The sequence below is a fragment of the Brachyspira sp. G79 genome, assembly GCF_002379365.1.
In the GTDB taxonomy this organism is placed as follows: Bacteria; Spirochaetota; Brachyspiria; order Brachyspirales; family Brachyspiraceae; genus Brachyspira.
Genome location: NZ_JQIU01000008.1, coordinates 315,188 through 325,685 on the forward strand (window position 1 = coordinate 315,188; position 10,498 = coordinate 325,685).

Annotated in this window: 6 protein-coding genes; 1 reads left to right on the forward strand and 5 read right to left on the reverse strand. The window is 27.7% G+C overall.

What is annotated here, in order from left to right; genetic code table 11:
* Nucleotides 1-510: 510 nt before the first annotated feature.
* Together KQ44_RS03060 and KQ44_RS03065 are read right to left on the reverse strand one after the other, a co-directional pair.
* Entirely contained in the window at nt 511-2,466 is a 1,956-nt protein-coding gene (locus KQ44_RS03060; RefSeq protein WP_096736191.1) for a methyl-accepting chemotaxis protein, read from the reverse strand.
* 226 nt (nt 2,467-2,692) lie between these two features.
* The gene (locus tag KQ44_RS03065; protein ID WP_096736192.1) at nt 2,693-4,087 is read right to left on the reverse strand and encodes an MATE family efflux transporter; all 1,395 of its coding nucleotides are present in this window, start codon (nt 4,085-4,087) and stop codon (nt 2,693-2,695) included.
* Between the two features lie 167 nt (nt 4,088-4,254).
* On the opposite strand from KQ44_RS03065, the gene KQ44_RS03070 reads away from it, so the two are divergent.
* Nucleotides 4,255-5,775 (forward strand): bifunctional UDP-sugar hydrolase/5'-nucleotidase, encoded by a 1,521-nt coding sequence (locus tag KQ44_RS03070; RefSeq protein WP_096736193.1) that lies wholly within the window; start codon nt 4,255-4,257, stop codon nt 5,773-5,775.
* 103 nt (nt 5,776-5,878) lie between these two features.
* Here the strand turns inward: KQ44_RS03070 and KQ44_RS03075 are convergent, their stop codons facing one another.
* The 3 genes from KQ44_RS03075 to KQ44_RS03085 form a co-directional block, all read right to left on the reverse strand.
* Nucleotides 5,879-6,301, reverse strand: a complete 423-nt coding sequence (locus KQ44_RS03075) for a rhodanese-like domain-containing protein (protein WP_096736194.1) — start codon at nt 6,299-6,301, stop codon at nt 5,879-5,881.
* Nucleotides 6,302-6,631: 330 nt separating this feature from the next.
* Nucleotides 6,632-8,947 carry a ribonucleoside-diphosphate reductase subunit alpha gene (locus tag KQ44_RS03080; protein ID WP_096736195.1) on the reverse strand — a complete coding sequence of 772 codons (2,316 nt, stop codon included), beginning with the start codon at nt 8,945-8,947 and terminating at the stop codon, nt 6,632-6,634.
* A gap of 42 nt (nt 8,948-8,989) precedes the next feature.
* A complete protein-coding gene (locus tag KQ44_RS03085; protein ID WP_096736196.1) occupies nt 8,990-10,063 on the reverse strand; it encodes a ribonucleotide-diphosphate reductase subunit beta in 1,074 nt (357 codons plus the stop codon).
* Between the last annotated feature and the right edge of the window lie 435 nt (nt 10,064-10,498).

Consider the following 10,498-nt stretch of genomic DNA (forward strand, 5'->3'; position numbering starts at 1 on the left):
ATAATTTCAATTACTGTCAAATAAAAGGTAATACCTATGAAACAGTATAATACAAATCAGAAAAAAGATAGTAGACGTTATTAATAAAGTTAAGGATAAAAGAGTACAGGCTTTAAAATTTAATATTACGTATTAGAACATATTATTATTGAAAAAAGAAATTAGAAGAAACATATTAAAAGAGTTTATAGTACTGCTACGAATTGACATGTAGATTTCTTTACCTTGGTACAGTCATAGGCATATATAGTGATGTAGTAATAGAAAGTACATATCCTACGGCAAAAAAATTTTATGACTTTTGTAATCAGTAATTAACTTTAGAGAAAGCTAATCAAAAATTAAGAAAATATAATAATTTTTGGAATTACAAATGCATACACTATATTTAAATTATTATACGCCTATGCTATACTTTAAGGAATACTTAAATGCAATATGTCTGGCTCTTATTCAAAAGTAATTTTATTTAAAATAAAACTGTTAATATTAGAATTAAAAAAATATATATTATGATTTTAATTTAAAATATTCTATAGCTTTAATTAAATCATTAGCTTCGCTTAATAAAGATTCGGATGCAGATGTAGCTTCAGATACCAAAGCAGCATTTTTCTGCACAGCACTGTCCATATTATTAATAGCTATATTAACCTGATCTATTCCTTTTTCCTGTTCCTGAGCTGCTGTGTTAATTTTATCCATTACAGCAGAAGCATTATCCATTTTTTCTAATATTTCATTAAATATATTTTTAGACTCCTCAACACTACTTGCCGCTAATTTTATTTTATCATTGCTGTCTGTTATAAGAGAGGTAATATTCTTTACAGATTCCTGTGTATTTTGTGCTAAGTTTCTTACTTCGCTTGCGACAACTGCAAAACCTCTTCCCTGATCTCCAGCTCTTGCAGCTTCAACTGAGGCATTAAGTGCAAGTATATTAGTTTGAAATGCTATTCCTTCTATGAGTTTTGTAATATCCATTATTTTGGCACTTGATTCATAAACATCATGCATTTTAGTAACACTGTCTTCTATTATAAGTCCAGCTTTATTTAAAGATTCTTTAGCATCAGATACCATAGCCGTACTTTGAGCTACTCCTTCAGCAGATTCTTTTATAGCACTAGCCATTTCATTCATAGAAGCAGCGGTCTCTTCCAAACTGGAAGCCTGCGATTCTGTTCTTTCAGATAGGTCATTGTTTCCTATTAAAACTTCATTTGCCGCAGTAGAAACTTGTTCTGCTGAATGTTTAACAGTATTAATTACATTATTAAAATTATTCATAGCCTTATCCCAGCCTCTGGCTATATCGCCCCATTCATCATGTCTTTTTTCAAAGCCTTTAGGTATTTCTATAGTCAAATCTCCTGCAGACATTCCTACAATATCTTTAGCTAAAACCATTATAATATTAGAAACTTTTTTCCTAATTATTATAGGTGTAATTATTACAGAAATAATTAATATAATAACTAATATTAATATCATGATATTTCTTATATTATTTGTCTCTGCCTGTATTACTCTGCTTGGAGTAAGTATTTCTATACCCCAATAGTATCCGTCAAGCATTGGTATTGGAGATATTACATATGTTCCTACTTCATCAAATACTGTTGTATAATGTTCAAAGTTTAAAGATTGTCCTGAATGTACATTTTCTACTATCTGAAAATCTTTATACCAGTTGTATACTTCATAAGCATTTTTTCCTATTCCGTCAGATTTTCCAGCATTATATACCAAATTACCTTTTGTATCGAAAAGAATTACTTGACTATCACTATAAGGCTTTATTTTTTCTATAGACTTTGACAAACTTTCAGCTGTTACATCTGCTATAACCACACCTATATTCTTACCATTATTATCAAATATAGGAATAGACCATGTATACATTTCTACTTGAGAACTTCCTATATTGTACATATATACTGGGGTTATGTATGGTTTTAATGTACTTTTAGCTGTTGTAAAATAATCAGCATTTACTTCTGACATACTAAGTTTCTGAATGGATATGTTTCCATTATTTTTTGTTAGATATACAGCGAATTGACCGCCAACATTATTGTATAATTCGTTATTAACATAATCTGCATCATTATCTATTAGATCTTTATTAAATAAACAGCCCATAGCAATGATATTGGCATCATCTTCTTTTGTATAATTACTTATAGTTGTTAAATATGTGTTTCTGTCTTTTATTCCTATATCATATAGTGATTCTATTGCTGAAGCCATTTCACTTAGATGATTATATTCTATTTTTAATATGTTCTGTACTCTGTATGATTCTGCTTCAACAGACTTTTTAAGATAGTCTAAAGATTTTCTTTTATTTACATTATTTACAAGCACTATATTAATAATGCTTGATACTATAATCATAGAAAAAAATATGCTGAGTATGAGTAAACTAATTTTAAATTGTAGTCCAACTTTTTTAAACATAAATGACTCCATAACTTATTTAGTTAATATAAAAAAGAATATTTATAATATGTAAGTTTTGTAATATATGAATTGTTTTTTTGCAAAAAAAATTGTAACGGTTCGGTTCGGTTCGGTTCGGTTCGGTTCGTATACATAAAATTATAACCCTTACACTAAATTAATACTAGCATAAAAACATAAAATGTCAATACAAATTATACATCATTATTAATTAAGCAATAATTTATTCTTCTGCAGATTTTAACATTTTTTTAAAATTCCAACTAAATAATGTTACGGTTGTACATACTGCTATAAAATCTGCTATAGGTTCTGCTAGTAATACAGCCATAACTTTATCATCAAAAAATATAGGAAGTATAAATATAAGCGGTATTAATAGTATAACCTTTCTTAGTATAGCAAGGAATGCTGATATTTTGGCATTTCCCAAAGCAACAAATGTTTGCTGACATGCAGTTTGAGCTCCAAATATTAAAGAGCTTGCCATATATATTCTTAAAGCCCATATACTGTAATTTATTAACTCTTCATTACTTGTAAATATTCTTACAAATAAATATGGGAAAAATATTGATATTGTCCACATTAATGCTGAAAATGATAAACAGCTTATAAGTAGTATTTTAAAAGTACTTTTTACTCTTTGCATATTTCCAGCTCCGTAATTATAGCTTATAATAGGCTGAGCTCCCTGAGTAAGTCCCATTATAGGAAGAAAAGAAAACTGCATAATACTGCTTAATATTGTCATAGCTCCTACTGCTAAATCTCCTCCATATTTTAAAAGAGAAGTATTAAAAGATACAGATAAGATGCTTTCGGTAAACTGCATTATAAATGGAGAAAATCCCAAAGCTAAACATGGAAGTATTATATTAGGCTGTATTTTGAAGTTTTTTATTTTTAATTTTAGAATTGTTCTTTTTGATGTCATAAATGAGAGAATCCATATACAGGATATTGCCTGTGATATGATTGTAGCAAGTGCAGCACCTCTTACGTCCATATTAAATACAAATATAAATATAGGATCTAATATAATATTAACTAGAGCTCCTATTAAAACTGTGAACATGCTAGTTTTTGCTTTACCTTGTGCTGTTATAAAACTGTTTAGTCCCAATGCTAACTGCACAAATATTGTTCCAATAGAGTATATTCTCAAATATCTCAATGCGTATATTATAGTGTTTTTGCTTGCTCCAAAAAGCATAAGTATAGGCTTTGCAAATATTATTAGTATTATAGTTAAAGTAATAGAAATTATGATTAAAGTCATGGTGCAGTTTCCGAGTATCTCTTCTGCTTTATCATAATGTTTTTTTCCCATCATAATAGATGCACGAGGAGAGCCTCCCATACTTATAAGGTATGCAAATGCTGATACCGCTATAATTACAGGCATTGTTACTCCTACACCTGTTAAAGCAACGGCTCCGATATCTTTAATATGACCTATATACATTCTGTCTATTACATTGTATAGTACATTTATTATTTGTGCTGCTATTGCAGGAATTGCTAATTGAAATAATAATTTGCCCACTGGATTATTTGCAAGATCATTAGTTTTTTTATCGGTATTTGAATTGTTTAATACTGCTTCATTTTCCATAATATTTCCGCATAATAATTTTTTATTTATAATATGATAAACCTATTTATATTTTAGTCAAATTATTAACATATTAATTATTTATTTTACATATTTACATACAGATTATTATTGACTTAAAAAATTAATAATTATATCATAACTCTATAAACTTTTAGGATACACAAATGAAAAAAATATTTCTTATATTCATAATTTCCATTGTTTTTATTATTTCCTGCTCTGATTATAATGCTGTAAAAGTCTTCACAATAGTTCATATGAATGATACACATTCAAAGAATAAGGAATTTGTAACGGTATCAAAAGAAGACGGCAGTACTAACAGATATGGCGGAGCTGCAAGAAGAAAAACTTTTATTGATGATATAAAAAAGACTAATGAAAATGTTATAGTTATGCATGCTGGCGATACTATTACTGGAAGTGTTTTTTCTATTGTTTATCAGGGAATGGACGAAGTTGAACTTATGAATGATTTGGGTGTTAATGTGTCTACGCTTGGAAATCATGAATTTGATTTTGGTATAAATCAGCTTAATAAGATTATAAGTAATAGAAACTTTCCTACAATAGCATGCAATATAAAAGTTATATCTACAGGTGAAAATTATGTGCCTTCTTATATGATAACTAATATTAAAGGTATAAATGTTGCTGTAGTAGGAGTTTTGCAAAGTGAGAAAATGAATATTACTCAGGGTCTTGATTATATAGATATAGAAGATGAAATATTATCTTTAAAAAATCTTCTTAATACTGTTCCTATAAATACAACAAATGACATGACTATTTTATTAAGTCATGCAGGATTTGATACTGATAAAAAAATAGCAGAGAGTCTGCCTAATGTATTTAATATTATAATAGGGGCACATACTCATACATTGATTGAAAAACCAGTTATTATAGGAAATACCACTATAGTGCAGGCTGGAGAGTATGGAGAGTATATTGGTACTATAGATGTGATGTTTAAAAATGGAAAATATGCTTATCCTAATTATAAACTTACAAGATTAGACGAAACTATAAAAGAAGATGAAACTATACTTGCAAAAATAGATGAGATGCAAAAAGAAGTTGATAAAGAGTTTAATACTGAAATAGCTATTTTACCTTATGCTTTAACTGATGAAAATATAAGAAATAAATCTACAGCTTTGGGGAATTTTGTTTCTGATATAGTCTCTTCATCACAGGAAGGTATTGATATAGCATTAATTAATTCAGGCTCTTTAAGAGGAGAGCTACCAAGCGGAACAGTTACATTAGGAAATATTTATGAGTTTTTTCCTTTTGATAATCTTATAATACTAACAACTTTAAGCGGAAGAGAATTAAAAAATATATTGGAACTGTCAGCTTCAAGAGTAGGGGAGGGAGCATTTTTACAGGTTTCAAAAGACTGCATTATTAATTTTGATGGTAATGGAAAACTTTTAGAATCATATATAAAAGGAAATCCTATAAATGATAATGAAAAATATGTTGCAGCCGTTGCCGACTATATATTTAACGGAGGCGAAAAATATATAGATTCTAATGGTAAGCCTTTATTTCAGTACGGAGAAAATACTATATATACAGGGCTTGATATGAGAGATTTGATAATAAAAAAATTAAAAGAATATAAAAATGTTCCAGAGAGTGCTATTGATAATAGAGAGCGTATAATATTTAATTAAAGATCTGTAATGTATATATAAATGATTTTATTTTGTCAAGTATAATATTTAATTAAAAAAGGGGCTGTAAATAACAACCCCTATATTTGCTTAATAATTATACTTATTTCAAAGCAGCTGAAAGTTCGGCATATCCTGCATCTTTTAGATAATTAACATTTTTAAATCCATTATCAAGTATATACTGCACAGTTCTTCCAGAGCGTACTCCACTTTTACAATAGAACATATATTTTTTGTTTTTGTCTAATGATAATAATTTTTTACTGTAGCCTTTAGCTCTGTAATCGATGTTTACAGCATTTTTTATAGTTCCTGTTTCTTTAATTTCTTCTGGTGTTCTTACATCAACTAAGATTATATTTGGATCAGATTTAAGTAATGATATAAAGTCATTAAGTGCTAATCCGTTTTGGTTGACAACTTTTATATTGTCAAGTTCATATGATTCGGTTTTTGCTGTTTGAGCATTGCTCATAACTGCTGTTAATAGTAGTGTGAAAATAATAAAAAGATTTCTTTTCATAGGTGTACCCCCTATATGTATATTTAATTTACTAATTAGACGAATATTTTTTTGTAAAAGTTCCCAAAAAATGCAATTTTTTTATTTTTTATAATAAAATTTTGATATATTTATTAATTTACTTACTTCAATAGTATTTGATAAAATTATCTAACCTATAAATTATAAGATTACATATCCTATAATCAGCTTTTTAGTAGGTATTGATTTTGTTATTTGTGTTAATGCACATAACTAAAGTTCTGCATATGGCAATCCCTAAAATTAAAGGATATTAAATTAACTATAAGTATTAATAAATTTAATACTAAAATAAGTACTATAAAATAATTATGTACATGATTCACAAACTTCTTCAAGTTCAAAGTTGGATTTAGGAGTTTTCATATAGTATAATGTTTTAAGTCCCAAATCCATAGCATACTGAATATCGTCCCAAAGCTCTTTTGCAGAATCAGGTTTTACATAATAAAGATTTAGCGACTGAGACTGATCTATATATCTTTGCCTTACAGCAGCAAGTTCTATAATAGTTTTGGCAGGTATAGACCAACATCTCTGATAATATTCTCTGTTCTTTTTTATGTTAGGTACTAAACTAGGAAGAGTTTGTATACCTTCTTCTACAAAGTATAAATCTACTATAGGCTCTATTGATTCTGTAGCGGATACACTTTTACCTGATGTAGCAGTTGGTGCTATAGCTCCATGGAATGAAAAACGTACCCCGCTTGTTTTTATTTCTTCTGAGAGTTTATCCCATTTCTCTTTGTCCAATGATACATTGAGTTTATTGCTTTTGTTTAATAATGATATATGAAAAGGAGTAAGTCCGTCTTTCCATTTTGATTCATTAAATGTTTTATATGCTCCCCTTTCTTTTGCTAGTAAGTTTGAAGCTTGGTATATATGATAGTATAAATCATCAAATACCTTGTTTGTGAACTCCAAGGCTTCTCTGTCTGTGTATTTTAATTTATTAGAAGCCAGTAAATTAGCGTAATTTATAACTCCTATACCAATAGGTCTATTTTTTTTATTTGCTATCTCTCCCTCTTTAACTGGATAAAACTGTGTGTCTATTATATTGTCACATCCTCTTAAAAGAGTATAGCAGAATGATTTTTTCTTCTCTTCATCAAAGTTTACCCAAGACATTAAGTTTATAGATACCAAATTACATATACCTATTTCACCGCTTTTTTTTCTTTGTATGATTTCATATTCTCCTTCTTCATTTATAACGTATTTTTCATCTATAAGTTTTGAAGGATATGAAGGTATAACAATTTCCTGACAAAGGTTAGAAGCTCCCACAAATTTATTAACCATATTTTGTTCATTGATATTATCTACAAATGTTAAATATAAATTTCCTGTTTCCTGTCTTACTTTTAATATTTGAAACAGTAAATCTTTAGCTTTAATTTTCTTTTTTCTTATAGAGGATTTACTTTCATAATACATATAAGCAACATTAAATTTTTCTCCATATTCTTCATTAAGAAGCGGGGTTTCTTTAGGGTCAAATAATGTTACATATCCGTCTTTATTAACACGTTCTCTAAATATATTGCTTATTCTAATAGAATAAACTAATTTTCTAGCTCTAGTATCTTCAGTTCCTCCAGCATCTTTAAGCATAATAAGGTCTAATACATCCAAATGCCACCAAGGAAAAGTAATAACACAAGCTCCCTTACGTACTCCTCCCTGATTAAATGATGATATAGTTTGTTCAACTCTTTTTATAAAAGGTATAGGTCCGTCAGAACGTCCCCTGTTAGTTTGTATAGTAGATCCTGAAGCACGTATATATGATGCATCGTAAGCAATACCACCTGAAAACTTTGAGTATAATGCCATATTTCCGTCAGTTTGATTTAAACTCCAAGTATCATCATCTGGAGTGTTTAATATACAGCTTGCTAATTGTGCTTTTATAGTCATACTATTTGCTATTCTTGGTGTTGCAAACGTTATTTCATGCCTTGAAAGCATATCATAAGTTTTTTTTATGTATTTTAATCTTTCAGCTTTACTTATTTCTAGTTTATCTTTATTTTCTCCTTTATAATAATCATTATAAAAAGAAAACATAGCAGCAGCCATATATGTTATTTGAGGAAGTTCTAATTTTTTATTTCCTATATTTTTACAGTATTTTTTATAAAATATTGCCAAACCTTTATATGTAAAAAGCAAATCCCTATTAGGTTCTATCATAGAGTTAATTTTATCTAATTCTTTATCAGAAAATAATTTTACTATATCTTTATCATATATTTTGTATTTTATTCCCTTTTTTAAGAAATTTTTTATATGAGGATATGAACCTATTTTTTTAAGACCGCATGTTTCTTTATATATTTTCATTAAATATAATTTTTCTGCTATAGTATCATATACAGGATAAAGAGGGCTTATCATATTAACAGCTGTATTAATGAGTTCATCATATAATACTTCTATTTTCATTTTATCATTAATTTTAATGTTCAGTCCTTCCAAAAGCTGATTGGTAAAAGCATCTATTCCGCCAGTAGCCCAATTAATAACTTTTCTCAATTTTTCTTCATTGAAAGGTTCTTCTCTTCCGTCCCTTTTTATAATTATATGCTTTTTATCTTTTGTAAGTTCTATCATAATTTTTGTCCCATTATTTTTGGTTTTAACAATAAAGTAATATTATAAATCGTTTTTTAATGCACCTTTTTGATATGATGTATTAGTAGTTTCCTGCAAAGCAGCATTTTGTTTATTTATATCTCTATAGCTGTTAAACCAGTCTATTATATCAGATTTCTTCTCAGATAAATATTCGGTTTCTACATCTATATCTTTTAATCTTATGCCAGCCCAATATTTAATAAAATGCTCACTTATAGATGAGTTAATTCCTGAAACTTCTTTGCCGTCAAATAGGTATTTAGCCCATTTTATCTCTTCATTAACTGTATATTCTGTCATTGCCCTTGCTGTATCATTAAACCAGCCGTTTTTAAATAGGTGAGAAAATCCTTGATTAGCTTCTTTCCTTAAGATTGTCATTATATTTTTACCTGTAGGTACATGAACATTAAGTTCATCATGTGCTATTAGTTTAATAGTTTTTGTAAATCCAGCTATAGCATTATCATAACTATTATTTATTGTAAAAGTTACAAGAAAAGAGAATGGGAATTTTATACCTTCAAGCAAATATATTCCTACTAATAGTTTTAATATAGCTTGTTTTTTTTCATCTAATGAGGCATTAGAGTTTTCAAGATTACATAATTCATCAACATTTCCGAATAATTCAACTTCTTTTTCCATTCTGTGCTTTACAAACTCATCATTATATACCAAATCCAATGTTTCGCTGGCCTGATGACCGAAAACTTCAGAAAGCCCGTATGAATAACTTTCTGCATGTATATTTTCTTCTATAGCTATTCTTGCATAAAGTATAGACCATATCGAACTTGTAACTATTCTGTTTAATATAGATGAAAATCCGCTTGTAACACCGCTATCCATTAAAGTTTGATATGCTATATTAAGTTTGAAAGCCCTTTGAGCATCTTCTGGAAGTGAAGAGAATCTGGTTTTATCTGATTTATAGTCAACTTCTTTAGAAAACCAAGTATTGCCTTCGCTTGCCTCTTTTAATTTTCTTGCTACTTCATGGCTTACAGAATCAATTCTTATATAATGTCCAAAATCTCCAAAAAATATTTTTTCATTTTCTGGTTTTTTATCTATATCTATAACTTTCATACTTAACCCCATATAGTTTTACTTGTCTCTTAATAATTGATTAGTTATTCTAATTTTCTTTTTTATATTTGTCAAGGAGTTTTATTATTATTATAAATAGAATTATTACTAATTTTATAAAATATATTTGTTTAAAAAATGTTTAAATAATTATTTATAGTGATTTAAAATATAAAATCTTGAATTTCTAGTATAACCTCTTAACTATATTATAAAAATACTAAAAATTAAAATAGTATAATTATCTATTGTTTAGATTTTAAACAACTATATTATGTATTTAACAAACTTATATAAATATTTATTAATTTGATTTTGAAATAAGTGTATTATATTACAATATAGTGTTATATAGAATATAAAAAAGTAGTAAATGTGCTATATATATGACTAAATATTATATTTATTGTTAATTTACTATGTAAAAATACAATT

Excerpts from the sequence above, each read along its gene's own strand:
- KQ44_RS03060 (WP_096736191.1), bottom strand. The coding sequence starts at position 2,466 with ATGTTTAAAAAAGTTGGACTACAATTTAAAATTAGTTTACTCATACTC.
- KQ44_RS03065 (WP_096736192.1), bottom strand. The coding sequence starts at position 4,087 with ATGGAAAATGAAGCAGTATTAAACAATTCAAATACCGATAAAAAAACT.
- KQ44_RS03070 (WP_096736193.1), top strand. The coding sequence starts at position 4,255 with ATGAAAAAAATATTTCTTATATTCATAATTTCCATTGTTTTTATTATT.
- KQ44_RS03075 (WP_096736194.1), bottom strand. The coding sequence starts at position 6,301 with ATGAAAAGAAATCTTTTTATTATTTTCACACTACTATTAACAGCAGTT.
- KQ44_RS03080 (WP_096736195.1), bottom strand. The coding sequence starts at position 8,947 with ATGATAGAACTTACAAAAGATAAAAAGCATATAATTATAAAAAGGGAC.
- KQ44_RS03085 (WP_096736196.1), bottom strand. The coding sequence starts at position 10,063 with ATGAAAGTTATAGATATAGATAAAAAACCAGAAAATGAAAAAATATTT.